Below are 24,404 nucleotides of genomic sequence, written 5' to 3'. Positions count from 1 at the left end.
GCGGTGGCGGGGAGGGAAGCAAAAGGCTGGTCCGCCAGGCTTTTTGCCTTGCGCTTCGCCTTCTGAACTCGGGTTGCCGAGTGGTGAGGCCTCGCGGCGCGACGCTTTTTGGGGCAACGGCCAAGCTCGGAACTCGGGGTGGCGGGCCCGGAGCCCTGGCCGCAAGGCTCTGAGGCTTGCCACGCGAAGTACAGGTGCCGCAGCCGTGCGCCGCATAACCCCGCCCGCAAGGCTTTTCGCTTTGCGCGCAGGCCTTTTCTCTGCAACGCCCGAGCTCCCCAACCCGACGCGAAGGCCTCACCACTCGGCGACCCGAGCAAAACCTGTTGCACGCGGAGCCCCCGAACCTTGCCGCTCAGTCCAAACACCCTCCGCCCCCACTGAGCGCCAACCACCCGCGAACGCCCCCAACCCAAAACAAAACCTTGACTCAACGCAACAACCCGCCCCACTTGAAATCCCCCACCCCGAGCCCATTTCAGTACACAGTTCAATATCTCTTGCGGCCCCTGGGCACCAACCTGAAGCCAAGCCCCGGCCGCCCTCAGGAGCCCTCATGCGACTCGATAAGCTCACCACCAAATTCCAGGAAGCGCTCACCGAGGCCCAAAGCCTGGCGGTGACCCGCGACAACCCCTACATCGAACCCGCCCACATCCTGCTGGCCATGCTCCAGCAGGACGACGGCCCCAAGGCCCTGCTCGAACGCGCCGGCGTGAAGGTGCAGGCACTGGCCACCGGCCTCACCAAACAGATCGACAAGCTGCCTCAGGTGCAGGGCGCCGACCAGGTGCAGGCCGGCCGCGACACCGTCAGCCTGCTGCAGGGCGCCGAGAAGGAAGCCCACAAGCAGGGTGATCCGTACATCGCCAGCGAGATGTTCCTGCTGGCGCTCAGCGACCACAAAGGCGAAACCGGCGAACTGGCCCGCGATTTCGGCCTGACCCGCAAGGCGCTCGAAGCCGCCGTCAAGGCCGTGCGCGGCGACCAGAAGGTCGACAACCCCGAGGCCGAAGGCCAGCGCGAATCGCTCAAGAAGTACACGCTGGACCTGACCGAGCGCGCCCGCCAGGGCAAGCTCGACCCGGTCATCGGCCGTGACGAAGAGATCCGCCGCGCCATCCAGGTGCTGCAACGCCGCAGCAAGAACAACCCCGTGCTGATCGGCGAGCCCGGTGTGGGCAAGACCGCCATCGTCGAAGGCCTAGCGCAGCGCATCGTCGCGGGCGAGGTGCCCGATTCGCTCAAGAGCAAGCGCGTGCTGGTGCTGGACATGGCCCTGCTGCTGGCCGGCGCCAAGTACCGTGGTGATTTCGAAGAGCGCCTGAAAGGCGTGCTGAAAGAAGTGGCCAAGGACGAAGGCCAGACCATCATGTTCATCGACGAGATCCACACCATGGTCGGTGCGGGCAAGGCCGATGGCGCGATGGACGCGGGCAACATGCTCAAGCCGGCCCTGGCGCGCGGCGAGCTGCACTGCATCGGCGCGACCACGCTCGATGAATACCGCAAGTACATCGAGAAGGACGCCGCCCTGGAGCGCCGCTTCCAGAAGATCCTGGTGGGCGAGCCCACCGTGGAGGCCACCATCGCCATCCTGCGCGGCCTGCAGGAAAAGTACGAGGTGCACCATGGCGTCGAGATCACCGACCCGGCCATCGTGGCCGCGGCCGAGCTGTCCAACCGCTACATCACCGACCGCTTCCTGCCTGACAAGGCCATCGACCTGATCGACGAGGCCGCGGCCAAGATCAAGATCGAGATCGACTCCAAGCCCGAGGCGCTGGACCGGCTGGACCGCCGCGTCATCCAGCTCAAGATCGAGCGCGAGGCCGTCAAGCGCGAGAAGGACGAAGCCTCCATCAAGCGCCTGGGCCTGATCGAGGACGAGATCAAGAAGCTCGAGCGCGAGGTCTCCGATCTGGAGGACATCTGGAAGGCAGAGAAGGCCCAGGCCCAGGGCTCCGCGCACGTGAAGGAAGAAATCGACCGCATCCGCTTCCAGATCGAGGAGTTCAAGCGCAAGGGCGATTTCAACAAGGTGGCCGAGCTGCAATACGGCAAGCTGCCCGATCTGGAGAAGCGCCTGAAGGAAGCGCAGGACAAGGAGAACGCCAAGGGCAAGGACGCGAGCAAGCCCACGCTGCTGCGCACCCAGGTCGGTGCCGAAGAGATCGCGGAGGTGGTGGCGCGCGCCACCGGCATCCCCGTGTCCAAGTTGATGCAGGGCGAGCGCGACAAGCTGCTCACGATGGAAGACAAGCTGCACGAGCGCGTCGTGGGCCAGCACGAGGCCATCGTGGCCGTGTCCGATGCTATCCGCCGCTCGCGTGCAGGCCTGTCGGATCCGAACCGCCCGTATGGCTCCTTCCTGTTCCTGGGCCCGACCGGCGTGGGCAAGACCGAGCTGTGCAAGGCGCTGGCCGGCTTCCTGTTCGACAGCGAGGAGCACCTGATCCGCATCGACATGAGCGAGTTCATGGAGAAGCACTCGGTGAGCCGCCTGATCGGCGCGCCCCCGGGCTACGTGGGCTATGAAGAAGGCGGCACGCTGACGGAAGCGGTGCGCCGCAAGCCCTACAGCGTGGTGCTGCTCGACGAGGTCGAGAAGGCCCACCCCGATGTCTTCAACGTGCTGCTGCAGGTGCTGGACGATGGCCGCCTGACCGACGGACAGGGCCGCACCGTGGACTTCAAGAACACCGTGATCGTGATGACCAGCAACCTGGGCTCGCACCAGATCATGCAGATGGCGGGGCAGCCCTCAGCCGACATCAAGGACGCGGTGTGGGTGGAGGTGAAGCAGCACTTCCGCCCCGAGTTCCTCAACCGCATCGACGAGGTGGTGGTGTTCCACGCGCTGGACCAGGCCAACATCGAATCCATCGCGAAGATCCAGCTCAAGGGCCTTGAAAAGCGCCTGGAGCAGATGGAGATGAAGCTGGACGTGTCGCCGCAGGCCTTGGTGGAGTTGGCCAAGGCGGGCTTCGATCCGGTGTTCGGTGCGCGGCCGCTCAAGCGAGCCATCCAGCAGCGCATCGAGAACCCGGTGGCCAAGCTGATCCTGCAGGGCAAGTTCGGCCCGAAGGACGTGATCCCGGTGGTGGCCGATGGCGAAGGCAACTTCGAGTTCGGGCGAACGGTGCACTGAGCCGGGCTGCGGGCGGTCGGTGTCCGCCTTGGAAAAAAGCCCCTGTCCGGTTCGCCTGGCAGGGGCTTCGTATTTGGCGATAGCGTTTCAGCGCTTGCGGCGCGCGTGCCAGGCCAGCGCCGCGATCCCCAGTGCCATCAGGCCCATGGTGCCCGGTTCGGGCACGCTGCTCACTGGCGCCAGGTTTTTCAGGCTGTCCAGCGGGAGGATTCGGCCGTCTGACAGGGTGGCCATCAGGGTCTTGGTCTTCATGTCGATGCTGGTGCTGACGATGGTGTAGGACGGCGAGGCGCTGGCGCTCCCAGTCCCTGAGCCATTGCCACCAGCGGGCTGAATGGCATCTATCAACGAGCCTGAGTATCCCAGCGATCCGTTTTGAGCCGATGCTGCGAAAGAGGCCGCAAGCAGTGCTGCGGCGATGATGGTGCGCATGGATGTCCTTCCTGAAGCGGGCTTTTACTATTTGTAAAGTATACGCAGTTCAAGTGGTTCGGCCTGGACGAGGCGCCACCCCTTGTCTTCTGTGCAGTGCCTAGGCGGTGTTGCAGGCCATGATGCCTTTGGGCGTGCGATCAAGATGTACTTGGTTGAATCCGACGGGGTAGCACTGCCATTGAGGCAAGTCACCGGGATGAACCCTTTGCCATGTTGACGTGAGGCTGAACCACCCCGCGTGGTCAGTCGTTCGCGCGCGACAACACCCGTGCCCGAGGGGGATGATGCGCAGTGACTCGCTGTGACTGTTTGTGAAAATTGTGTGGCCGGATTCCCCGGCTTTCGCTTTTCATCCATCAGGGAGATTTCCATGATCCGTTTCTCGACGGTGGCGCTCGCGTGCGTCTTCGCATTTGCTAACTCTTCGGCCATGGCGGCCTCGCAGGCTTCGGCCACGATCGGCAATCTGTCGTTCACGCTGGTCGATCTCGACCCATTTGACAACCTCACCCCCTCGCTCAGCTTCCTGACGAGCAATGGCAGCACGGCCCTGTCGGTGAGCGCGGGTGATACCGTTCTTGGTGAGTCCGAAGCTGCATCGCGCACCCGTGCAGGTACCTTCTCGTTCAGCAAAGAATTTCTGGCTGAGTTGACGAACGCCAGCGCTACCGCCACGGTAGGCAGCACTCAATTGAGTGCTCAAGGCGTGGCCAATGGCCAGGGCACGTCGTTCAATGCTGGCGCATCGACGGGTGGCATCAGTTCGTATTACAGCAACGGTCCGCTGACGATCTCGATCTCGGCCAACACCGCGCTGCTGATCAAAGCTGACGTGAGCCTGTCGGCCGCAGCCAGCAATGCCACCTGCAACCCCTATTACTACTACTGCGGTGTCTCTGACCAGGCCACGGCCACGGGCTCCATCTCTCTGGCCTACAACTACGTGGGTGATGGCGCTTCGGTGTCCTACAACCAGACCATCAGCAAGAGCATCACTGCGACCGCGACCACTGGTTACACCACCGGCAACTGGGTGTACGACCCGTACTACGGCAGCTACCAGTACGTCTATACGACCACCCCTGGCACCGACGAGGTCAAGAGCCTGACGGACGTGCTGACCGGCAAGTTCGTGAACATGAGCAGCAGCACCCAGTTTGCATCGCTGGGCCTGTCGGTGTCCGTGAACGGCAATGCCACCACGGCTGCCGTGCCGGAAGCCGGCGCACTGGGCATGGCTGCTGCAGGCTTGGTCGTGGCAGGCGCGCTGGCCAATCGCTCGGTCACCGCCGTGCCTGAGGCTGACAGCTCGCTGATGACCCTGGCTGGCCTGGGCATCATCGTCGGCCTGATGCGCCGCCGCCGTTCGATCTGAACGAGTTCATGCCCGGGCACGGTGAGTGGCTCGGGCGCTGCCTGGTGGCGTTCAACGCGACCGGGGGGTGATCCGCCGTGTACCGCCGATGGGCATCACGAAGAAGCGCTGTTCGTTAATCCTGTTGGCGGCCAGCGCTTTTTTCAAGGCCTTCGGCGGTTCATCCAATGCCTCATTGGTCAGCTGGAAAGTGCCCCAATGCACCCCCAGCGCCTGCTTGGCACCCAGGTCCTTGAAGATCTGCACGGATTCGGCCGGGTTGCAGTGCTGGTCTTTCATGAACCAGCGTGGCTCATAGGCGCCGATGGGCAGCAGGGCCATGTCGAAGCCTCCGCCAAGGCCCGGTGCGTGGTCGATGGCGAAGTGCTGGCGGATGTCTGCGAAGTCTTTGGAATAGGCGGTGTCCCCTGCAAAGAACAGGTGGCAATCGGGCGAGAGCACGGCAAAGCCTCCCCACAGGCTGCACAAGGCATCCGTGGCCGTGCGGGCCGACCAGTGCTGCGCAGGCGTCAGCACCACGGGAATGCGGTGGTGGTGCCCGGTGGCCTGGATCAGGTGGCGATCCCACCAATCGAGCTCGACCACGCCGTGGATGCCATGGCGCGCAAACCAGGCCTGGTGGCCCAAGGGCGTGATGAACAGGGGCGGGCAGCCGGCCTGGCGTGCCAATGCCAGCAGCGAGCCTTCGTCCATGTGGTCATAGTGGTTGTGAGACAGCAGCACCACGTCGATGTGGGGCAACTGCTCCAGGCGCAGGCCTGGTGGCGTGTGGCGGCGCGGGCCGGCCCACTGCACCGGAAAGCAGCGCTCCGAAAACACCGGGTCGGTCAAAAAGTTCAGGCCACCGATCTGCGCCAGCACGGTGATATGCCCCACCCAGGTGATGGCGGGTGCCATGGCTTTGCCCGCTTTGGCGTTGGCGTGGATGAAGGCCAGATCGGGCTCGACCACGGGGATGGGATCCTTGGGCGGCGTGGGCTCGCCCTTGCGCCAGGCCTCCCAGCGCCAACGCAGCAACTCATGCCAGCGCTTTTCCCGAAACTCCAGGTAGTTGTTCTGGAAGCCTCCGGGGCGGTGATGCGGCTTGGTTGGGTCGAAGTAGGGATTCTTCTTCATGGGCCCCATCGTAACGAACGGCGGTGTGCCCAGGGCCGGGCACATGGGTTGCCTGACAAAGGCCTCGCCACGCATGAGGCGAAGAATGGAGCACCCCTATGAAAAAAACCTGGATCCTGGTGGCTGACGAAGCCATCGCACGTGTGCTGGAAGTCGATGACCGCATCCTCAAGCCAGTCGAAGAATTGACCGATCCTGATGCCCATGCCAAGGCGGCAGAGATGCGCCACGATGCCCGTGGGCGGCGTGGCAACAGCACCACCACCTCGGCAGGCGAGGCAGAGCTTCACCAAGAGGCGCAGCGCTTCGCCAAGCAGGTGGCACAAAGGCTGGCGCAGCATCATCAGCAGGGTCGCTTCACGTCGCTGAAGGTGGCGGCGGCGCCTCGTTTCCTGGGTTACTTGCGGCAATCATGGAGCCCGCAGGTGGCTGAAGTGATCAATGACGAGCTTGACAAGGATCTGCTGAAGGCCGATCTCGATGAGCTCGAAAGGCGCTTTTTGCCGGCTCACGCCTGATAAGCCGCAACCCTGGCCGTTGCAGCGCAGGGCATAAAAAACCGGCCAGAGATGGCCGGTTTTTCTGTGAGCAGCCTGGGCGTCAGGCCACAGCCACGGGGATCTTGCCGATCTTGGCCTGCCAGATCTTCGGCCCTTCGATGTGTGCGCTGGTGCCGCCGGCGTCCACGGCCACGGTCACAGGCATGTCCACCACGTCGAACTCATAGATGGCTTCCATGCCCAGGTCGGCGAAGCCCACCACCTTGGCGCCCTTGATGGCTTTGGACACCAGGTAGGCGCTGCCACCCACGGCCATCAGGTAGGCCGACTTGTGCTTCTTGATCGACTCGATGGCGATGGGGCCGCGTTCGGCCTTGCCCACCATGGAGATCAGGCCAGTCTTCTCCAGCATCATGTCGGTGAACTTGTCCATGCGGGTGGCGGTGGTGGGGCCGGCAGGGCCGACCACCTCGTCGCGCACCGGATCAACCGGGCCCACGTAGTAGATGACGCGGTTGGTGAAATCGACCGGCAGTTGCTCGCCCTTGGCCAGCATGTCCTGGATGCGCTTGTGCGCGGCATCGCGGCCCGTCAGCATCTTGCCGTTGAGCAGCAGGGTGTCGCCGGGCTTCCAGCTGGCCACTTCGGCCGGTGTCAGCGTGTTCAGGTCGACGCGCTTGGACTTGTTGTAGTCAGGGGCCCAGTGCACGTTGGGCCACAGGTCCAGGCTGGGCGGATCCAGGTAGACGGGGCCGCTGCCGTCCATCACGAAGTGGGCGTGGCGGGTGGCCGCGCAGTTCGGGATCATGGCGATGGGCTTGGAGGCCGCGTGCGTCGGGTAGGTCTTGATCTTCACGTCCAGCACGGTGGTCAGGCCGCCCAGGCCTTGGGCGCCGATGCCCAGAGCGTTGACCTTCTCGTACAGCTCGATGCGCATCTCTTCGAGCTTGTTTTGCGGGCCGCGCTCCAGCAGTTCGTACATGTCGATGTCGTCCATCAACGATTCCTTGGCCAGCAAAGCCGCTTTTTCAGCGGTGCCGCCCACGCCGATGCCCAGCATGCCGGGCGGGCACCAGCCGGCGCCCATGGTCGGCACGGTCTTGAGCACCCAGTCGACGATGTTGTCCGACGGGTTGAGCATGTAGACCTTGGACTTGTTCTCCGAGCCGCCGCCCTTGGCCGCGACCGTCACATCGACCGTGTCACCGGGCACCAGTTCCATGAAGACCACGGCAGGCGTGTTGTCCTTGGTGTTCTTGCGTTCGAAGATGGGGTCGGACAGCACCGAGGCGCGCAGCTTGTTGTCCGGGTTGTTGTAGCCACGGCGCACGCCTTCGTCCACCGCATCTTGAATGCTGCGGGCGCCGAAGCCTTCCCACTTCACGCCCATCCCGATCTTCAGGAAGACGTTGACGATGCCGGTGTCCTGGCAGATCGGGCGACGGCCCTCGGCGCACATGCGCGAGTTGGTCAGGATCTGCGCGATCGCGTCCTTGGCGGCCGGCGATTCCTCGCGCTCGTAGGCGCGGGCCAGGTGGGCGATGTAGTCGGCCGGGTGGTAGTAGCTGATGTACTGCAGGGCGGCAGCGACGGATTCGACGAGGTCGTCGTGGCGGATGGTCGTCATGGTGGGCTTGGGCTTTTGGCTTGGGCTGGGGGCACCCTTGGGGCAGGGTGGTTGGGTGACGGCGGGCATTTTACCGCGCATGGTCTGGCCATGGGGGCTCGGGTTCCGTGTGTCGCCTCTGGTTCAGCGGGGGCGGCGCCCGGCTGACACATCCCGGAAAATCAGTCAGGCAGCAAGGTGGCGGTGTCGCGCACAGTGGCCGGGTTCTGCGGGCCCAGGCCGGCCATGCTCACCATGGGCGCCAGGGTGGTGCAGGTGCGGTTGCGGCCCTGGGCCTTGGCGGCGTACAGGCGCTGGTCGGCCTGGTCCACCAGCTTTTCCAGCGCCAGGCCATCGTCGCAGGCGGCCAGCCCGCACGAGAAAGTCACGCGCAGGCGGGGCACGCTGGCCGACATGGTGGTGCGGCCCATCTCCAGCCTTGCACGTTCGATCCCCAGGGCGGCCGCTTCCATGTCGCTGTCGTTGAGCAGGATCAGGAACTCCTCGCCGCCCCAGCGGGCCACGACATCGGTGTCGCGCAGCCCGGCCTTGAGCGCCTGCGCCACGTTGCGCAGCACCTCGTCGCCCACGCCGTGTCCGTGCGTGTCGTTGATGGCCTTGAAATGGTCCAGGTCGATCAGGGCGATGCAGGCGGGCGATCCAGAGCGTGCGCCCAGCTTGATCTGCTGATGGAGCAGTTCCGTCATGCGGCGGCGGTTGACCAGGCCGGTCAGCTCGTCGCGCGTGGCCAGCATCTGGATGCGCTCCAGCGCTTCGGCCAGGTCGTTCTTGCGGCGCATCAGCGAGTTGCGCAACAGGCCCAGTTGGTGTGCCAGCCAAGACATCACTGTCAGCACCACGATCATCACGCCGAAGGTCACTACCTGCAGCTTGAGCTGGCCCGGATCGGTCTCCGTGCGGGCCACGGCCAGCATCGACACGGAGAACGCCACGGCCGCAAAGGCGCTGATGCGCGCCACCTGCGAAGGCGTGATCACGAACATGCCGAACATCTCCAGCGTGACCAGCAGCGTGAGCGCCAGGCCGCGGCCGATGCCGCCCAGGTAGTAGCCAAAGGCCAGGAACACCACGCACACCAGCAGCTTGGGCTCGGTCATGGTGCGGTCGCGCATGTTCATGTTCAGGCCCGAGCGCGTCATCAGGTAGAAGCCGAGCACGGTGGCGGTGGCCAGCCAAGTCATCCAGCGCGCGGCCACGGCATCGATCAGGCCCAGGGAGGCGCCGTACTCCAGCGCCGCGATGCCGGACAGGGCGCACACGCACGCGATCAGGAAGCGCAGGATGAAGACGCGCTGGGCCGGATCCCCCGACAGCAGCCATTGCACGGCGGATCGCCAGCGCAGCAGGCGCAGGCGCCCGGTGGCCCAGGCGGGCAGCAGGCAGGCCAGTATCAGCGCGGCCAGGGCCATCAACAGCGGGATGCCCATGGGCCGGTGCAGCCCCCACGCCAGCAGCAGGCCGCCCACCACGGCCGAGGCGATCAGGCCGCCGAGGCGCAAGCCACGGCCTCTGAGGTGCGTGCAGGCCATCAAGGCCGCAGGCAGCACGCACACGGCCAGCCACAGGCGATCTTGCTCGCGCGCCAGTGCGGTCACGCCTACCAGCAAGGCGATGCTGATCAAGCTGAGCGGCCCGAACAGCGCCGGGTCAAAACGATGCAGAGGAAAGCCCCGCCGGGCCATGATGGGCAGCATGGCGCCCAGTGCCACGGTGAGCGCGATCACACCCAGCAAGGCCTCCCAGGGCAGGAGGTGCTGGCTAGCCGCGGCGGCCAACAGCAGCCAGACCACGCCGTGATGCGCCAGGGCATGGGCCAGCAGACCACGCACCACATGGCGGCGTTGGTTGGTGCTGGAGGCGGATGGCGTGACTGCCTTGTCCATCGTTACGGCTGGTGTTTCGATGGCTCCAGGTACGTAATGGAGCCTTATGGCGCCATTGTCCGTGAAGGGGCTGACCTGCGCGTCAGGGGCGATGCGAGGTTTTCAGGCGCCGATGCCAACTATGCACGGCGCAGGCCGCTATGGTGCCTGGCTTGTGCTTGACAAGGGGCAAACAGCCGTTTCAATCCCGCGCGCAATCCTGCACGACTGGGGCTGTGGGCCGGGGCCACAGCAGCCACACCACCACGTAGCCCAGCACAGCGGTGACGCTGGCCATCACGGCCAGGCCCGTGAGCAGCGGGGCGCCCATGGCCCCGGCCCATTGCACCGCCTGCGCGAACCAGGTGGTGGCGCTTTGCAGCGTGTCGATGGCTTCAGCTCGGGCGGGCAGCAAGTAGCCGCCGATCTGGTAGGCCAGCCAGTAGATGGGCGTGACCGTGAGCGGATTGGTCACCAGCGTGCACGCGGCACTGACCGGCACATGGCCGCGCAGCAGCACCGCCCCGGCGATGGCGAACAGGAACTGCGCCACCGGCAGCAGCAGGCCGATGAACAGGCCCACCGCCACACCCCGTGCCACGCTGCCGCGGTTCAGGTCCCACAGGCTGTCGTCGCTCAGGTAGGGGCGCACCGGCCGCAGCCAGCGAGAGGCCAGGATCTGGTCTCTCTCAGGCATCCAACGGCGTTTCGGTTGGCTCATGGGGCTCGGTGGTTCAGTTGCTCGGTTCAGGCTGCGGATGCGGGTTCTGCAACAGTCGATCGGTGGCGGCGATGGCCAGGGCCGACAACAGGAAGGTCACGTGGATCAGCGTCTGCGCGATCAGCACCCGGTCAGTGTAGTTGCCGGCGTTGATGAAGGTTTTCAAGAGATGGATCGACGAGATGCCAATGATGGCCGTGGCCAGCTTGACTTTCAAGACCGAAGCATTGACGTGGCTGAGCCACTCGGGCTGATCGGGGTGGTCTTCGAGGTTCATGCGTGAAACGAACGTTTCATAGCCGCCCACGATCACCATGATCAGCAGGTTGGAAATCATCACCACGTCGATCAGGCCAAGCACCACCAGCATGATGGTGGTCTCAGTAAGGTGGTTGGGCCCTTCGGAGGCCTTCTGGCCTGTGGCCGCGATGATGGCTTCCAGCGCATGCTGGTTGCCGAACGCGGCTTCGATCAGGTGAACGAGCTCCACCCAGAAGTGGTACACATAAACCGCCTGTGCCAGGATCAATCCGATGTAGAGCGGAAGTTGCAGCCAGCGGCTGGCGAAGATGATGGAGGGGAGGGGGCCGAGTTTGGCGCGTGGGTTGGACATGTGTCAGATTGGTGCAGGGATACTACGTAGCAGCAAATTCTAAAGTTACGGGAAAGTTCCGGCTGAACGGGGCTTGCATGCATGACGCGCAACCCCGGTCTTTTGACCAGAGCGCCACAAGCGCTGCAGCAGCTTCGGAGTGACCAACAGATGACAACCGGCACCATCCAGCACGACACCCCTCACCACGCCAACACCGTTCCCGTTCCCGCGGATTTCGCCCGCAATGCCCACATCGGCAGCCGTGCCGCGTATGACGCGCTGTGTGCCAAGGCGCAGGCTAACTATGAAGGCTACTGGGCTGACCTGGCCCGCGATCTGGTCAGCTGGAAACAACCCTTCAACGAAGTGCTCGACGAGCGCAACGCCCCCTTCTACCGCTGGTTCGCCGACGGCACGCTCAACGTGTCGTACAACTGCCTGGACCGCCACGTCGACAATGGTCTGGGCGACAAAACCGCCATCATCTTCGAGGCCGATGACGGTACCGTGACCCGCCACACCTACAAGCAGCTGCTTGAAAAGGTGTCCCAACTGGCCAATGCGCTCAAGGCGCAGGGCGTGCAAAAAGGCGACCGCGTCGTCATCTACCTGCCCATGTCGGTCGAAGGCGTGATCGCCATGCAGGCCTGCGCCCGCATTGGCGCCACGCACTCGGTGGTGTTCGGCGGCTTCTCGGCCCAGAGCCTGCGCGATCGCGTCGAAGACGCCGGCGCCGTGCTCATCATCACCGCCGATGAACAGCAGCGGGGCGGCAAGAGCCTGCCGCTCAAGGCCATCGTCGACGAGGCCATCAGCCTGGGTGGCTGCGACAGCGTGCGCCGCGTCATCGTCTACAAGCGCACCGGCGGCCATGTGGCCTTCAATGCCGGCCGCGACGTGTGGCTGCACGACGTGATGGCCGCTGAGTCCACCACCTGCGAGCCCGAGTGGGTTGATGCGGAACACCCGCTGTTCCTGCTCTACACCTCTGGCTCCACCGGCAAGCCCAAGGGCGTGCAGCACTGCACGGGCGGCTACCTGCTGCAGGCGGCGCTCACTACCAAATGGACGTTCGACCTCAAGCCCGACGACATCTTCTGGTGCACGGCCGACATCGGCTGGGTCACCGGCCACACCTACGTGGCCTACGGCCCGCTGGCCAACGGCGGCACGCAGATCGTGTTCGAAGGCGTGCCCACCTACCCAGATGCTGCCCGCTTCTGGCGCATGATCCAGGACCACAAGGTCACGATCTTCTACACGGCGCCCACCGCCATCCGCGCGCTGATCAAGGCGGCCGAGATCACGCCCGAGGTGCATCCGCGCAACTTCAACCTGACAAGCCTGCGTCTGCTGGGCACGGTGGGCGAGCCCATCAACCCCGCTGCGTGGGAGTGGTACCACCGCGAGATCGGTGGCGGTCGCTGCCCCATCGTCGACACCTTCTGGCAGACTGAGACCGGCGGCCACATGATCACGCCGCTGCCCGGCGCCCATGCACTCACGCCCGGTTCGTGCACCTTGCCCTTCCCTGGCATCGATGCCGCCGTGGTCGACGAGACCGGCAAGGAAGTGCCCTGGGGGCAGGGCGGCGTGCTGGTCGTGCGCAAGCCCTGGCCCGCGATGATCCGCACCATCTGGGGTGATCCGGAGCGCTTCAAGAAGAGCTACTACCCGGCCGATTTCGGCGGCAGCTACTACCTGGCGGGCGATGGCGCCATCCGCGATGCGGAGACGGGCTACTTCACCATCACCGGCCGCATCGACGACGTGCTGAACGTCTCGGGGCACCGCATGGGCACGATGGAGATCGAATCCGCCCTGGTGTCGCACCCGCTGGTGGCCGAGGCTGCCGTGGTGGGTCGCCCCGATGACCTCACTGGCGAGGCCATCTGCGCCTTCGTGGTGCTCAAGCGCCCTCGCCCCAGCGGTGAAGAGGCCAAGAAGCTCGCCGCCGAACTGCGCAACCACGTGGCCCAGGAGATCGGCCCGATCGCCAAGCCCAAGGACATCCGTTTCGGCGACAACCTGCCCAAGACGCGCTCCGGCAAGATCATGCGGCGATTGCTGCGCGTGATCGCCAAGGGAGACGCGGTCACCCAAGACACCAGCACGCTGGAGAACCCGGCCATCCTGGAGCAGCTGGCCCAGGCCAACTGACACGCGGCGAGGGGGATGGGCAGGGATGGCCTGCCTTGGTGGATACCCGGCCCGATTTTTCGGGTGATGGTCTGAATCGGCGGATACCCGTAGGGAAATCTGTGCGGTTTTGCCGGGGCTATCCGCATTCCCCCTCATTACATCTGTTCACAGACCCCCCTAACCTGGGGGTTGAGAAGGTCAAAAACCTTCGTCCTGCAACGATGAGGAGCTTCCAACATGGCTAACGCAGCAACCAACACGCCGATGACGGCGGAGGAGAAGAAGGTCATCTTCGCCTCCAGCCTCGGTACCGTCTTCGAGTGGTATGACTTCTACCTGTACGGGTCGCTCGCCGCGATCATCGCCAAACAGTTCTTCGCAGGGCTCGATCCCACGTCCGCCTTCATCTTCGCGCTGCTGGCCTTCGCGGCCGGTTTCATCGTGCGGCCTTTCGGCGCGCTGGTCTTCGGTCGCCTGGGCGACATGATCGGGCGCAAATACACCTTCCTCGTCACCATCTTGCTGATGGGTGCCTCTACCTTCCTGGTGGGCGTGCTGCCCAACTACAACTCGATCGGCGTGCTCGCCCCCGTGGTGCTGATCGTGCTGCGCATGCTGCAGGGCCTGGCCCTGGGTGGTGAGTACGGTGGTGCCGCCACCTATGTGGCCGAGCACGCACCGCACGGCCGCCGCGGTGCCTACACCGCCTGGATCCAGACCACCGCCACGCTGGGCCTGTTCCTGTCGCTGCTGGTGATCCTGGGCACCCGCACCATCACCGGTGAAGAGGCTTTTGCCGACTGGGGCTGGCGCATTCCGTTCATCGTTTCCGTGCTGCTGCTCGGCATCAGCGTGTGGATCCGGATGTCGATGAATGAATCGCCCGCCTTCAAGAAGATGAAGGCCGAGGGCAAGACCTCCAAGGCGCCGCTGTCCGAATCGTTCGGCCAGTGGAAGAACCTGAAGATCGTGATCCTGGCCCTGGTGGGTCTGGTCGCCGGCCAGGCCGTGGTCTGGTACACGGGCCAGTTCTATGCCCTGTTCTTCCTGACGCAGACGCTGAAGGTCGACGGTGCCACCGCCAACATCCTGGTCGCCATCTCGCTGCTGATCGCCACGCCGTTCTTCGTGGTGTTTGGCTCGCTGTCGGACAAGATTGGCCGCAAGCCCATCATCCTGGCAGGTTGCCTGATCGCTGCCGTCACCTACTTCCCGCTGTTCAAGGCGCTGACGGAAGCCGCCAACCCTGACCTGGCCCATGCCCAGGCCAACGCCCCGGTGACACTGATCGCCAACCAGTCGGAGTGCTCTTTCCAGTTCAACCCGACAGGCACCGCCAAGTTCACCAGCTCGTGCGACATCGCCAAGCAGGTGCTGGCCAGCAACTCGGTGAACTACGAGAACGTGGAGGGCGCCGGCATTGCCCAGATCAAGGTGGGCGAGAAGGCCATCGAGTCCTACAACTCCAAGGGCCTGCCTGCTGACGAAGCCAAGGCCAAGGACGCCGAGTTCAAGAAGGCCGTGACCACCGCCATCAAGGAAGCTGGCTACCCCGCCAAGGCCGACCCCGCCAAGCTGAACAAGCCGGTGGTGGTGGCGATCCTGACGCTGCTGGTGATCTACGTGACCATGGTGTACGGCCCGATCGCGGCCATGCTGGTGGAGATGTTCCCGACCCGCATCCGCTACACCTCGATGAGCCTGCCGTACCACATCGGTAACGGCTGGTTCGGCGGCCTGCTGCCCACCACGGCCTTCGCGATCGTGGCGCAGACCGGCAACATCTACAACGGCCTGTGGTACCCGATCATCGTGGCCCTGATCACCTTCGTGGTTGGCCTGCTGTTCGTGCGTGACACCAAGGACGTGGACATCTACGCCAACGATTGATCCTGCCCACGCGCACCGGCCTCATGCAGGTCGGTGCCATCAACAAAAAGCCCCGCACGAGCGGGGCTTTTTTCATGAGAGGGCAGGAAAGCTGCCCGGGGCTCACTTCAGGGTCAGGATCCACTTGACCAGTTGCTTGGCCTCAGCCTCGGAGACCTGGGGGTTGGCGGGCATGGGCATCGTGCCCCACACCCCGCCGCCGCCCTTGAGCACCTTGGTGGCAAGCTGGGCATCGGCGCCCTTCTTGCCGGCGTATTTCTTGGAAATGTCCGTGAAGGAAGGGCCAACCACCTTCTTGTCGACCTGGTGGCAGGCCATGCAGGCCTTGCTCTGGGCCAGTTGCTGGTTGGCGTGAGCGGGCAGGCTCAGGGTGGACAACAGGGCAGTGCCGACCAACAGCGGGGACAGCAGCAGTCTCATGGGGGGACGTCCTTTCAGTTCTAGGGGCTGCATTGAATGCAGACCGACTTTATAAACGTTTATCTGGGCTGTGACGGTTGACAGACGGTGTTCCAATGGAGCCCAGGTAACCCTTATTCGAGGGAGTGGTGTTATGTGGTTTGTCGTGATTGGCGTGGCCTTGATGGTCATGAACATCGCAGGGATCGGTCCTGTCGCGGAGTGGACCTGGAAGTGGGACGGCGATCTCTGGAAGTTTCTGCTGCCGTTCGGCTTGGCCATCTTGTGGTGGTTCTGGGCTGACACGTCCGGCTGGACGCAGCGCAAGGCCATGGAGAAGGTCGATGCCAAGCGGGATGCGCGTCGTGACAAGGCACTCGACGCCCTGGGCATGGGCCCCAAAAAGTCCAAGCGCTGAAGCCTGGGCTGAGGGGGCGGCCTGGCGCCCAGTGAAAAAGGCTGCACGTGGTGCAGCCTTTTGCTTTTGGCTGCGTCAGCGCTCGATCCTGTCCAGCACGGCACCCGAGCTGGCGCTGGAAGCGTTGAACGCGAACTTGGCCAGCACGCCCCGGGTGTAGCGGGGGGCGGGGGGCTTCCAGGTGGCGCGACGGCGGGCCAGTTCATCATCTGGCACGTTCAGGGCCAGCACCAGCTGGTGGGCGTCGATGGTGATCGAGTCCCCTTCCTGCACCAAGGCGATCGTGCCGCCCACGGCAGCCTCCGGGGCCACGTGCCCGACCACCATGCCCCAGGTGCCCCCTGAGAACCGCCCATCGGTGATCAGCCCCACGCTCTCGCCCAGGCCCTGGCCGATCAGCGCGCCGGTGGGCGCCAGCATTTCGGGCATGCCGGGGCCACCCTTGGGGCCCAGATAGCGCAGCACCATCACATCGCCCGCCTTGATCTGATTGGCCATGATGGCCACCAGGGCGGATTGCTCATCATCGAACACACGGGCCGGGCCGGTGATCACCGGGTTCTTCAGGCCCGTGATCTTGGCCACGCAGCCCTCGGGCGCCAGGTTGCCCTTTAGGATGGCCAGGTGGCCTTCGTCGTACAGCGGCTGGCCGATGTCGTGGATCACGTCCTGGTCGGTGCGCGGGGTGTCTGGCACGTCGGCCAGGTTCTCGGCCACGGTCTTGCCGGTGATGGTCATGCAGTCGCCGTGCAGCAGGCCGGCCTTGAGCAGCACCTTCATCACCTGCGGGATACCGCCGGCGCGGTGCAGGTCGATGGCCAGGTACTGGCCGGAGGGCTTGAGATCGCAGATCACCGGCACCTTCTTGCGTACACGCTCGAAATCGTCGATGGTCCAGTCCACTTCGGCGGCGTGGGCGATGGCCAGGAAGTGCAGCACTGCGTTGGTGGAGCCGCCGGTGGCCATGATCACGGCCACGGCGTTCTCGATGGCTTCCTTGGTGACGATGTCGCGCGGCTTGAGGTCGCGGCGGATGGCCTCGACCAGCACGCGGGCGCTCTCGCGGGTGTTGGCCTCCTTCTCGTCCTCCACATTGGCCATGGTGGATGAATAGGGCAGGCTCATCCCCAGGGCCTCGAAGGCCGATGACATCGTGTTGGCCGTGTACATGCCGCCGCATGAGCCGCTGCCCGGGATGGCGCGGCGCTCGATCTGGCAGAAATCTTCTTCCGACATCTTGCCGGCCGAGAACTGGCCCACGGCCTCGAACACCGACACGATGTTGAGATCCTGTCCCTTGTAGCGGCCGGGCAGGATGGTGCCGCCGTACACGTAGATGGCCGGCACGTTGGCGCGCAGCATGCCCATCATGCCGCCGGGCATGTTCTTGTCGCAGCCGCCGATCACCAGCACGCCGTCCATCCACTGGCCGCCCACGCAGGTCTCGACGCAATCGGCGATCACTTCGCGGGACACCAGCGAGTACTTCATGCCCTCGGTGCCCATGGCCATGCCATCGGAGATGGTGGGCGTGCCGAAGATCTGCGGGTTCGCACCGGCTTGCTTCAGACCCTCCACCGCGGCATCGGCCAGCTTCTGCAGGCCCGAGTTGCACGGCGTGATGGTGGAGTGCCCGTTGGCCACGCCCACCATGGGTTTGGCGAAGTCTTGCGGCTGGTAGCCCATGCCGTAGTACATGGAGCGGTTGGGCGCGCGGGCCACGCCTTCGGTGATGTTCCGGGAACGGCGGTTCAGGCTCATGGTTTGGCTCAAGGGTGGCGCCACGGGCAGGCGGGCCCTCATTGTGGCGCCGGTGGGGATGCCTTGTCGCTGACCGGGTCGGCCGCAGGCACGGGGGGCTGGGCCGATGCTGGGTCGGAGGATGGGCCAGAGCCTGAGGTGGTTGGCGCGCCGTGGCCCGCCCCGTCGCCGGGCAGGCCCAGCATGTGCGCCGCCAGCTGGGTATAGAGCGAAGGCCCCAGAAGGCGGGACACGCCGCTGGCGAGCAGCGCGCAGGCCATCAGGCTCAGCACCATGGTGTGGCCGTCGACCATCTCCATCACGATGATGAAGGCGGTGATGGGCGTCTGAGTGGCCGCGGCCAGGAAGCCCACCATGCCCAGGGCGATCAGGGCGGTGGCGGCGGGGTGGCCCGTCCAGGTGGCAACATCGCTGCCGATGCCGGCGCCAATAGCCAGGCAAGGCGCGAAGATGCCACCCGGCGCACCGCTCCAGGCCGACAGCCAGCTTGAGATGAAGCGCAGCGGCACGTACAGCGCCGAGGTGGTGTCGTGCCCTTCCAGCAGCAGGCGCGTGGGTTGGTAGCCGCTGCCCAGCGTGGCGCCATGGCTGACCACGCCGATCACGGCCACGAAGAATCCGCAGCCGGCCGCGAAGCGGATCGGAAAGCGTCGCCGCCATTGGCTGAAGCGGTCGGTGCTGACACCCGTGAGCGACCGGATCAGCAGGCGAGAGAACAGGCCGCCCGCCAGCCCGCTGAGCAGGGCCACCAGCAGCCCCGGCAGGAACAATGACCACGACAGCGAAGGCACCTGGATCACGCCGAAGTAGGCGTTGTTGCCATACACCGACACGCCCATCAGGCCCGCCAGCACGATGGCGGCCATCAGCAGGCCGCTGGAGCGTTGCTCGGGGCGCCGCGTGAGCTCTTCAATGGCGAACATCACGCCGCCCAGCGGGGTGTTGAAGGCAGCCGCGACACCGGCGGCGCCACCGGCCACCATCAGCCCATGCTCATTGATGGCGGTGCGGTCGGGCAGCCAGCGCCGGGCGTGGTGCATCACCCCGGCTGCCACTTGCACCGAGGGGCCTTCCCGCCCGACGGTGAGGCCCGCCACCAGCGAGCCTGCCGTGCCCAGGATCTTGGCAAGCGACATGCTCAGCGACACGAAGCGCCGCCGCTCCTGAGGCGACTGGCCGGGCTCCATCGCGGCCAGCACCTGCGGGATGCCGGAGCCGCCCGCGCCTGGGCACCACCGGCGAACGGCCCACACCACCAGGGCCGTGCACAGAGGTGTCCACAGCAGAGGGCTCCACCACGCGCGTTCCTGCAGGGCATAGAACAACTCCAGGGCTTCTTCGCCCAGCCAGGTCAGTGCCACCACGCTCAGGCCGGACAGGGCCGCGAACACCAGCACCACAGCGCGGGCGGCCCAGCGTCGCCAATCAGACAGTTCCTCGCGCAAGGCCTCCGGGATAGGGCGTTCACTCATGTCAGAGCCTCCCACGGCGCATGCAGATCCGGCACAATCGCGCCACCTACGAAGGTCCCCACATGACACCCCTTGATGCCGCTTCGCCAGAACCGGGCTCGCATGAGCCCATCAAACCATCGGCCACGCGGGTGCTGCGGCAGTTCCGGGTGGTCTTCAATGCGGTCAAGACCCATTTTCAACAGGTAGAGAAGCAGGCCGGTATCGGCGGAGCCCAGGTGTGGGCGCTGAGTGTGGTGCAGGCCAATCCCGGCATCGGGGTGGGCGAGCTGGCCAAGGCCATGGACATCCATCAGTCCACCGCCAGCAATCTGGTCAAGGCGTTGGTGTCGCGCCAGATGCTGAGCACCAGCCGCGATGCCCAGGATCGGCGGGCCGTGTGCCTGTCGGTGAGCGAGGCGGGCCTGGCGGTGCTGGCGGCGGCGCCCGCGCCGTTCGCGGGGGTGCTGCCCGACGCGCTCAATGCGCTGGACGACGCCACATTGGCACGGCTCGACAACGATTTGGAACGGCTCATCAAGGTGCTGGGGGGCGATGCAGCAGCGGCGCAGACGCCGCTGGCACCGCTCTGATCGGCACTACGGGCTGTCTGGTCTTGTATTTGGTCAAATATAATGCGAGGGCTGTCGCAGGGCAAGATGCGACATGCAGCCGGAAGCGATCTTGCTGAACCCCGCCGCGTGCGGGGTTCTTTTTTGGGCCACGCCGATCAGTGGTCAGCTCAGAGCAGGCGGAAGGCCAGCAAGGCCACCAGCGTCGGCGGCAGCGCGGCCAGGGCCAGCCCACCCACGCTGATCGATTCGCCGTTGAAGCGCCCCTTGAGGATCGAGGCGCCCGCGGGGTTGGGTGCATTGGCGATGATGGTCAGGCCGCCACCGGTCACGGCACCGGCCACCAGGGCGTACTTGAACTCATCGCTCAGGCCGGGCACCAGCGAGCCCAGGTAGGTCAGGGCCGCGTTGTCGGTGATGGCCGTGAGGGCCGTGGCACCGAAGAACACGGCGTTGTGGTCCATGCTGAGCAGCAAGGGCTCCAGCCACCAGCGCTGCTGGCCACCCAGTACCACCAGGCCGCCCAGGAAGAAGGCCACGAGCAGGCCCTCGCGCAGGATCAGGCGATCCTGGTAGCGCTCGTACGCGGCGGTGAAGCCCAGGAAGAACAGGAAGATGCCGAGGAAGACGGCCGGGTAGTGGGCGAAGGCCACGATCCCGACCAGGAACAGCAGGTGGATCACGGTGACAGGCCAGGGCGGCAGCGATTGGCTGTCCGTCTGCGCCAGGCGCACCTGATCGGGCAGGGCCAGCAGTTCACGGCGGAAGATCAGCACCAGCGCCACGGCGTTGATCACGGTGGCCAGGGCCGCCTTGTCGCCGAAGTTCAAGAACATGAAGCGCAGATCCCAGCCCCAGGCCGCGGCGACCATCAACACCGGCGGTGCGGCATAGGGCGTGAGCGTGCCGCCGATCGACACGTTGACGAACAGCACGCCCAGCGTGGCGTACTTGAGCCGCTCGGACACCGGGTGGGCATAGAGGCGATCACGCAGCAGCAGGGCCGCCAGGGTCATCGCGGCGGGCTCGGTGATGAACGAGCCCAGCAGCGGCACCACCGTCAGCACCACCAGCATGAAGGCGATGCCCGGGGGCAGGGGCAGCAGCTTTGCCAGCACGCGCACCAGCCAGCCGGCCAGTTGCAGGATGGGCTTGCTCGCGGCCGCCACCATGATGGCGAAGACGAACAAAGGCTCGGTGAAGTTGCGCGATTCCAGGTACTCGACCGCGGCGGGCTTGCCTTCCAGCGCGAACATGGCCAGCACCAGCACCATGGCCCAGAAGCCGAACACCACCTCGACTTCGGCCAGCAGGTGCCACAGGCCCGCGTGGCCCGGTCGGCTGTCGGCCAGACGGTCGAAGAACTTGGTCGAGAAGGTGTGCAGCAAGGCGATGGCGAACAAGCTGGCGCCAATGATCTGGATCGTGGTGGGGGTCATCCGGGCGATCGTATCAGCAGGCCTTGCGGCATCGGTTATTGTTCGCACCCATGCTGATCCACCCGCACATCGATCCCATCGCCCTGGAACTGGGCCCGCTCAAGATCCATTGGTACGGGCTGACCTACCTGGTCGCCTTCGCCTCGTTCTACCTGCTGGCCACCTGGCGGGCGCGCAAGGCGCCGTTCGCGCAGAACGGCTGGAACCGCCAGCAGATCGAGGACATGCTGTTCTTCGGCGTGCTGGGCGTGGTGCTGGGCGGGCGCCTGGGCTATGTGCTGTTCTACAAGCCGGCCCACTTTCTGAGCCATCCGGCCGAGATCTTCGCGGTGTGGCAGGGCGGCATGTCCTTCCACGGTGGGCTGCTGGGCGTGATCGCGGCCATGGCGCTGTACGCCTGGAAGACGCGCCGGCATTTCTTCGAGGTGGCTGACCTCGTGGCGCCCTGTGTGCCCGTGGGCCTGGCTGCCGGTCGCATCGGCAACTTCATCAATGGCGAGCTGTGGGGCCGACTGGCCGATCCCAGCCTGCCTTGGGCCATGGTGTTTCCGGCCGCGGGCCCGGATCCCCGCCACCCCTCGCAGCTTTACCAGTTCGGCATGGAGGGGCTGCTGCTGTTCGCCTTCCTGTGGTGGTATGGCCGCCGGCCGCGCGCGCTGGGGGCGGTGTCCGCATGGTTCCTGATCGGCTACGGTGCCTTCCGTTTCATCGCGGAGTACTTCCGAGAGCCGGACGATTTCCTGGGGCTGCTGGCACTGAACATGAGCATGGGCCAGTGGCTGTGCGTGCCCATGATTGGTGCCGGCGTGCTCTTCCTGGTGCTGGCGCGCCAGGGTGTGTGGCAGCGGCAGTCCGACGCCATCGCGGCCCGCCATCCGTCCTGACGAAAAAAACGCCCTCGGGGGTGAACCCGAGGGCGGTAAAGAGGTCTGTGGAGTTTTCGCGGACCCACTGACCCCCGCTGAGGAGGACCCCGACGGTCTGGCGAACATCGGGGGCCCACGTCTAAAAAGCAAGCGCTGTGCCAGCTTCTTTCAACGGGAGGCCGGGGCGGCCGCCAGCGGTCACGCCGCCTGCTTGTGCCCCACGCCGTGGCGGGTGTACAGAAAGTCCAGCACGGCCTTGCGGCAGTGCATGTAGGTCGGGTCTTCGGCCAGCTCGACGCGGTTGCGCGGGCGGGCCAGTGGCACGTCCAGGATCTCGCCGATGGTGGCGGCCGGGCCATTGGTCATCATCACGATGCGGTCGGACAGCAGCACGGCCTCGTCCACGTCGTGGGTCACCATCACCACGGTGCTCTGCGTGCGGGCCACGATCTTGAGCAGTTCGTCCTGCAGGTGGGCGCGGGTCAGGGCATCGAGCGCGCCGAAGGGCTCGTCCATCAGCAGCACCTTGGGCTCCATCGCCAGCGCCCGGGCGATGCCCACGCGCTGCTTCATGCCGCCGGAGATCTCGTTGGGCCGCTTGTGCGTGGCGTGCGCCATGTTGACCAGCTCCAGCGCGTCATTGGTGCGCTTTTTGAGCTGCTCCTTGCTCTCCTTGCCGCCGAACACACGCTCCACCGCCAGGTAGACGTTCTGGTAACAGGTCAGCCAGGGCAGCAGCGAGTGGTTCTGGAACACCATGCCCCGCTCGGGGCCGGGGCCGGCGATCTCCTTGTTGTCGCAGATCAGGCCGCCGCTGCTGGGCATCAAGAGGCCCGCGATCAGGTTCAGCAGGGTCGATTTGCCGCAGCCCGAGTGGCCGATCAAGGCGACGAACTCGCCCTTGTCGATGCCCAGGTTGATGTCGCGCAGGGCGTGGAACTGGCCCTTCTTGGTGTTGAACACCATCTCGGCGTTCTGGATGTCGATGAATCGGGTCATGACGAACTCCTTCAGGATGATGGTTACTCGAAGCTGAAGCGCTTGGCGATGGACACCAGGGCCGTTTCCAGCAGCAGGCCCACCACACCGATCACGAAGATGGCGATGATGATGTGGGACACGTTCAGGTTGTTCCACTCGTCCCAGACCCAGAAGCCGATGCCCACGCCGCCGGTCAGCATCTCGGCGGCCACGATCACCAGCCAGGCCGTGCCCACCGACAGGCGCACGCCGGTCAGCATGTAGGGCAGCACGGAGGGGAACAGGATCTTGGTGACGACCTTCCACTCGCTCAGGTTCAGCACCTTGGCAACGTTGAGGTAGTCGTCCGGCACGCGCTGCACGCCCACGGCGGTGTTGATGATCATCGGCCAGATCGAGCAGATGAAGATCGTCCAGATCGCGGCCGGGTCAGCCGACTTGAACACCAAGAGGCCAATGGGCAGCCAGGCCAGCGGCGACACGGGGCGCAGCAGGCTGATGATCGGGTTGAGCATGCTGCCGATCACCTTGGAGCGCCCGATGATGAAGCCCAGCGGGATGCCCACCAGCGCGGCCAGGCCGAAGCCCATGGCTACGCGCTTGAGCGAGAACAGGATGTTCCAGCCGATGCCCTGGTCATTGGGGCCGTTGCTGTAGAACGGGTCGGAGAACAGCGCCACGGCGGCCTGCCAGGTGGCGGCCGGCGTGGGGAAGGTCGTGCTGTTCATCGTCAGCAGCGCCCAGATGCCCACGAGCAGGGCCAGGCCGGCCACGGGCGAGAGGGTCTTGAACGCCAGCGCGCCCCAGTCGATGGGGGCCTTGGGCGGCGCGGCGGGCTTGACGGCAGGCGCTGCCGGGGTGGCCGATGTGGGGGCGAGGGCGGCGGATGTCATGGGGCTGCTGGAAGACGTCGTGGCGGGCGCGCGGGAAGCCTTGTGGGCATCGCTGGCATCGAGGGGGCTGTGGAAGACGGCACTGACCATGGCGGACTCCTGTGAGGGGTCAAGGGGCGGGCGGGCCAAGCGCAAGGCCTGCCCGATTCGATGTCTGCAAATAGTTGGCCATCGGGGCCATCCATCGGTGTGGATGACCTGGATCGTGTC

General features: G+C 65.4%; 20 protein-coding genes. 8 read left to right on the top strand and 12 right to left on the bottom strand.

From position 1 onward, the window contains the following. Window positions 1-556 precede the first annotated feature (556 nt). Window positions 557-3,151, top strand: coding sequence for an ATP-dependent chaperone ClpB (gene clpB, locus WAQ08_RS16705; protein ID WP_422193079.1), 2,595 nt, complete (start codon window positions 557-559; stop codon window positions 3,149-3,151). A gap of 87 nt (window positions 3,152-3,238) precedes the next feature. Here the strand turns inward: clpB and WAQ08_RS16700 are convergent, their stop codons facing one another. Then, a complete protein-coding gene (locus tag WAQ08_RS16700; protein WP_422193077.1) occupies window positions 3,239-3,583 on the bottom strand; it encodes a PEP-CTERM sorting domain-containing protein in 345 nt (114 codons plus the stop codon). 373 nt (window positions 3,584-3,956) lie between these two features. Here WAQ08_RS16700 and WAQ08_RS16695 point away from each other — a divergent pair, with 373 nt between their 5' ends. Beyond that, a complete protein-coding gene (locus WAQ08_RS16695; protein WP_422193075.1) occupies window positions 3,957-4,961 on the top strand; it encodes a PEP-CTERM sorting domain-containing protein in 1,005 nt (334 codons plus the stop codon). A 51-nt stretch (window positions 4,962-5,012) separates the two neighbouring features. Here the strand turns inward: WAQ08_RS16695 and WAQ08_RS16690 are convergent, their stop codons facing one another. Continuing rightward, window positions 5,013-6,077 carry an MBL fold metallo-hydrolase gene (locus WAQ08_RS16690; protein WP_422193073.1) on the bottom strand — a complete coding sequence of 355 codons (1,065 nt, stop codon included), beginning with the start codon at window positions 6,075-6,077 and terminating at the stop codon, window positions 5,013-5,015. A 98-nt stretch (window positions 6,078-6,175) separates the two neighbouring features. Here WAQ08_RS16690 and WAQ08_RS16685 point away from each other — a divergent pair, with 98 nt between their 5' ends. After that, window positions 6,176-6,595 carry a host attachment protein gene (locus tag WAQ08_RS16685; RefSeq protein ID WP_422193071.1) on the top strand — a complete coding sequence of 140 codons (420 nt, stop codon included), beginning with the start codon at window positions 6,176-6,178 and terminating at the stop codon, window positions 6,593-6,595. Between the two features lie 82 nt (window positions 6,596-6,677). On the opposite strand, the gene WAQ08_RS16680 is transcribed toward WAQ08_RS16685, so the two are convergent. From WAQ08_RS16680 to WAQ08_RS16665, 4 genes are all read right to left on the bottom strand, one after another. Next, the gene (locus WAQ08_RS16680; protein ID WP_422193070.1) at window positions 6,678-8,204 is read right to left on the bottom strand and encodes a fumarate hydratase; all 1,527 of its coding nucleotides are present in this window, start codon (window positions 8,202-8,204) and stop codon (window positions 6,678-6,680) included. 161 nt (window positions 8,205-8,365) lie between these two features. Next, on the bottom strand, window positions 8,366-10,087 hold the full coding sequence (locus WAQ08_RS16675) for a GGDEF domain-containing protein (protein WP_422193069.1): 1,722 nt from the start codon (window positions 10,085-10,087) through the stop codon (window positions 8,366-8,368). Window positions 10,088-10,268: 181 nt separating this feature from the next. Continuing rightward, window positions 10,269-10,787 carry a DUF2062 domain-containing protein gene (locus WAQ08_RS16670; protein WP_422193068.1) on the bottom strand — a complete coding sequence of 173 codons (519 nt, stop codon included), beginning with the start codon at window positions 10,785-10,787 and terminating at the stop codon, window positions 10,269-10,271. 13 nt (window positions 10,788-10,800) lie between these two features. Then, on the bottom strand, window positions 10,801-11,400 hold the full coding sequence (locus WAQ08_RS16665) for a TIGR00645 family protein (protein WP_422193067.1): 600 nt from the start codon (window positions 11,398-11,400) through the stop codon (window positions 10,801-10,803). Between the two features lie 150 nt (window positions 11,401-11,550). Between WAQ08_RS16665 and acs the strand changes: the two genes are divergently transcribed. Together acs and WAQ08_RS16655 are read left to right on the top strand one after the other, a co-directional pair. Beyond that, window positions 11,551-13,542, top strand: a complete 1,992-nt coding sequence (acs, locus tag WAQ08_RS16660) for an acetate--CoA ligase (RefSeq protein ID WP_422193065.1) — start codon at window positions 11,551-11,553, stop codon at window positions 13,540-13,542. Window positions 13,543-13,761: 219 nt separating this feature from the next. Next, window positions 13,762-15,414, top strand: a complete 1,653-nt coding sequence (locus WAQ08_RS16655; protein WP_422193063.1) for an MFS transporter — start codon at window positions 13,762-13,764, stop codon at window positions 15,412-15,414. Between the two features lie 102 nt (window positions 15,415-15,516). Here WAQ08_RS16655 and WAQ08_RS16650 read toward each other — a convergent pair whose 3' ends face one another. Continuing rightward, window positions 15,517-15,834 carry a c-type cytochrome gene (locus WAQ08_RS16650; protein ID WP_422193062.1) on the bottom strand — a complete coding sequence of 106 codons (318 nt, stop codon included), beginning with the start codon at window positions 15,832-15,834 and terminating at the stop codon, window positions 15,517-15,519. A gap of 133 nt (window positions 15,835-15,967) precedes the next feature. Here WAQ08_RS16650 and WAQ08_RS16645 point away from each other — a divergent pair, with 133 nt between their 5' ends. Beyond that, on the top strand, window positions 15,968-16,231 hold the full coding sequence (locus tag WAQ08_RS16645) for a TIGR04438 family Trp-rich protein (RefSeq protein ID WP_422193060.1): 264 nt from the start codon (window positions 15,968-15,970) through the stop codon (window positions 16,229-16,231). 75 nt (window positions 16,232-16,306) lie between these two features. On the opposite strand, the gene ilvD is transcribed toward WAQ08_RS16645, so the two are convergent. Together ilvD and WAQ08_RS16635 are read right to left on the bottom strand one after the other, a co-directional pair. After that, a complete protein-coding gene (gene ilvD, locus WAQ08_RS16640; protein WP_422193058.1) occupies window positions 16,307-18,034 on the bottom strand; it encodes a dihydroxy-acid dehydratase in 1,728 nt (575 codons plus the stop codon). Beyond that, complete coding sequence (locus WAQ08_RS16635; protein WP_422193056.1) at window positions 18,031-19,464, bottom strand: chloride channel protein; 1,434 nt, start codon at window positions 19,462-19,464, stop codon at window positions 18,031-18,033. The genes ilvD and WAQ08_RS16635 overlap by 4 nt, the downstream gene beginning before the upstream one ends. Window positions 19,465-19,526: 62 nt before the next feature. On the opposite strand from WAQ08_RS16635, the gene WAQ08_RS16630 reads away from it, so the two are divergent. Then, complete coding sequence (locus WAQ08_RS16630; protein ID WP_422193054.1) at window positions 19,527-20,036, top strand: MarR family winged helix-turn-helix transcriptional regulator; 510 nt, start codon at window positions 19,527-19,529, stop codon at window positions 20,034-20,036. Window positions 20,037-20,185: 149 nt separating this feature from the next. On the opposite strand, the gene WAQ08_RS16625 is transcribed toward WAQ08_RS16630, so the two are convergent. Then, window positions 20,186-21,454 carry a putative Na+/H+ antiporter gene (locus WAQ08_RS16625; protein ID WP_422193053.1) on the bottom strand — a complete coding sequence of 423 codons (1,269 nt, stop codon included), beginning with the start codon at window positions 21,452-21,454 and terminating at the stop codon, window positions 20,186-20,188. A 50-nt stretch (window positions 21,455-21,504) separates the two neighbouring features. Here WAQ08_RS16625 and lgt point away from each other — a divergent pair, with 50 nt between their 5' ends. Beyond that, entirely contained in the window at window positions 21,505-22,338 is an 834-nt protein-coding gene (gene lgt, locus WAQ08_RS16620) for a prolipoprotein diacylglyceryl transferase (protein WP_422193051.1), read from the top strand. A gap of 180 nt (window positions 22,339-22,518) precedes the next feature. Here lgt and WAQ08_RS16615 read toward each other — a convergent pair whose 3' ends face one another. Both WAQ08_RS16615 and ntrB read right to left on the bottom strand, forming a co-directional pair. After that, window positions 22,519-23,319: an ABC transporter ATP-binding protein gene (locus WAQ08_RS16615; RefSeq protein WP_422193049.1), complete on the bottom strand. Its 801-nt coding sequence runs from the start codon at window positions 23,317-23,319 to the stop codon at window positions 22,519-22,521. Window positions 23,320-23,342: 23 nt separating this feature from the next. Then, the gene (ntrB, locus tag WAQ08_RS16610; protein ID WP_422193048.1) at window positions 23,343-24,284 is read right to left on the bottom strand and encodes a nitrate ABC transporter permease; all 942 of its coding nucleotides are present in this window, start codon (window positions 24,282-24,284) and stop codon (window positions 23,343-23,345) included. Window positions 24,285-24,404 lie beyond the last annotated feature (120 nt).

Source organism: Aquabacterium sp. (genome assembly GCF_049274795.1).
Lineage (GTDB): Bacteria > Pseudomonadota > Gammaproteobacteria > Burkholderiales > Burkholderiaceae_C > Aquabacterium.
This window is presented reverse-complemented; position numbering and strand designations above follow the sequence as displayed.

Excerpts from the sequence above, each read along its gene's own strand:
- ntrB (WP_422193048.1), bottom strand. The coding sequence starts at position 24,284 with ATGGTCAGTGCCGTCTTCCACAGCCCCCTCGATGCCAGCGATGCCCAC.
- WAQ08_RS16630 (WP_422193054.1), top strand. The coding sequence starts at position 19,527 with ATGACACCCCTTGATGCCGCTTCGCCAGAACCGGGCTCGCATGAGCCC.
- WAQ08_RS16675 (WP_422193069.1), bottom strand. The coding sequence starts at position 10,087 with ATGGACAAGGCAGTCACGCCATCCGCCTCCAGCACCAACCAACGCCGC.
- ilvD (WP_422193058.1), bottom strand. The coding sequence starts at position 18,034 with ATGAGGGCCCGCCTGCCCGTGGCGCCACCCTTGAGCCAAACCATGAGC.
- WAQ08_RS16670 (WP_422193068.1), bottom strand. The coding sequence starts at position 10,787 with ATGAGCCAACCGAAACGCCGTTGGATGCCTGAGAGAGACCAGATCCTG.
- WAQ08_RS16635 (WP_422193056.1), bottom strand. The coding sequence starts at position 19,464 with ATGAGTGAACGCCCTATCCCGGAGGCCTTGCGCGAGGAACTGTCTGAT.
- WAQ08_RS16695 (WP_422193075.1), top strand. The coding sequence starts at position 3,957 with ATGATCCGTTTCTCGACGGTGGCGCTCGCGTGCGTCTTCGCATTTGCT.
- WAQ08_RS16615 (WP_422193049.1), bottom strand. The coding sequence starts at position 23,319 with ATGACCCGATTCATCGACATCCAGAACGCCGAGATGGTGTTCAACACC.
- clpB (WP_422193079.1), top strand. The coding sequence starts at position 557 with ATGCGACTCGATAAGCTCACCACCAAATTCCAGGAAGCGCTCACCGAG.
- WAQ08_RS16650 (WP_422193062.1), bottom strand. The coding sequence starts at position 15,834 with ATGAGACTGCTGCTGTCCCCGCTGTTGGTCGGCACTGCCCTGTTGTCC.
- WAQ08_RS16690 (WP_422193073.1), bottom strand. The coding sequence starts at position 6,077 with ATGAAGAAGAATCCCTACTTCGACCCAACCAAGCCGCATCACCGCCCC.
- WAQ08_RS16680 (WP_422193070.1), bottom strand. The coding sequence starts at position 8,204 with ATGACGACCATCCGCCACGACGACCTCGTCGAATCCGTCGCTGCCGCC.
- WAQ08_RS16685 (WP_422193071.1), top strand. The coding sequence starts at position 6,176 with ATGAAAAAAACCTGGATCCTGGTGGCTGACGAAGCCATCGCACGTGTG.
- WAQ08_RS16700 (WP_422193077.1), bottom strand. The coding sequence starts at position 3,583 with ATGCGCACCATCATCGCCGCAGCACTGCTTGCGGCCTCTTTCGCAGCA.
- WAQ08_RS16655 (WP_422193063.1), top strand. The coding sequence starts at position 13,762 with ATGGCTAACGCAGCAACCAACACGCCGATGACGGCGGAGGAGAAGAAG.
- WAQ08_RS16645 (WP_422193060.1), top strand. The coding sequence starts at position 15,968 with ATGTGGTTTGTCGTGATTGGCGTGGCCTTGATGGTCATGAACATCGCA.
- WAQ08_RS16665 (WP_422193067.1), bottom strand. The coding sequence starts at position 11,400 with ATGTCCAACCCACGCGCCAAACTCGGCCCCCTCCCCTCCATCATCTTC.
- acs (WP_422193065.1), top strand. The coding sequence starts at position 11,551 with ATGACAACCGGCACCATCCAGCACGACACCCCTCACCACGCCAACACC.
- WAQ08_RS16625 (WP_422193053.1), bottom strand. The coding sequence starts at position 21,454 with ATGACCCCCACCACGATCCAGATCATTGGCGCCAGCTTGTTCGCCATC.
- lgt (WP_422193051.1), top strand. The coding sequence starts at position 21,505 with ATGCTGATCCACCCGCACATCGATCCCATCGCCCTGGAACTGGGCCCG.